This window comes from Bartonella sp. PS7NMGDW, assembly GCF_042193585.1.
GTDB classification, from domain to species: domain Bacteria; phylum Pseudomonadota; class Alphaproteobacteria; order Rhizobiales; family Rhizobiaceae; genus Bartonella; species Bartonella grahamii.
Window position 1 is genome coordinate 1 of the sequence record NZ_JBHILX010000108.1, and the last position, 714, is coordinate 714.

The following is a 714-nucleotide window of genomic DNA, read 5'->3' on the forward strand; positions in this document are numbered from 1 at the left end:
TGATTTTCAACAGTTTCAATTTGTTGTGATGTTGTAAGTTCTACAGAAGCATCATAAGCTCTATTCACAACTTGAGTGCCAAGGTTAATTAAAGAGCGTCGGATAAACAGATCATAAATGACGCTTCCATAATCTTTAGTATTAATGATTGTGACTGCCTCTGTAGCTAAACGCACCACGTAATTATATACAGTGATGTCACCAATTTTCGCATCATTTTCAACAAAGGGCTTAATAGTAATGGGATCTGCAACTTTTCCATTTTGAATAATTTTTGAAATGATATCAAAAAGCTTTTGATGCAACGGTTCAAAAAAGTGCTCTGCTTTTAAAAAATCAGAAACGCTATCAAGAGCATTATTATTGATAATGATAGCACCCAGCAAAGCTTGTTCTGCTTCAATATTATGGGGAAATTGACGAAAAGAAGATTGTTCTTCTGTTTGAAAAGAAGGTAATTTAACAGCGCTCATTTTATTCATTATGATTTAAATTGATTTGATAAATGATAATTATAAATCACTGAATCTACAGTGTGAATCCCATTTTTATTTTACTTAACAGCTTGCGTTTTGATACGTTTTGTGCAATAAAGAGATGTTCTTTTATATTTCGGTTATTTCTTTTAATCGTTTATTTAGATCGCTAGCTGTTTTGATAATAAAAGCCGTGTCTTAAAGGACGCGGCTTTTTTGCTATAAAGCAGCCCCCCGC

The 714-nt window shown here is 32.8% G+C and carries 1 protein-coding gene; it reads right to left on the reverse strand.

Annotated elements, in window-relative coordinates:
- A partial coding sequence (locus ACFIKJ_RS09560; protein ID WP_375670564.1) for a DnaB-like helicase N-terminal domain-containing protein occupies positions 1-482 on the reverse strand: 482 nt, incomplete at its 3' end.
- Positions 483-714: the final 232 nt, after the last annotated feature.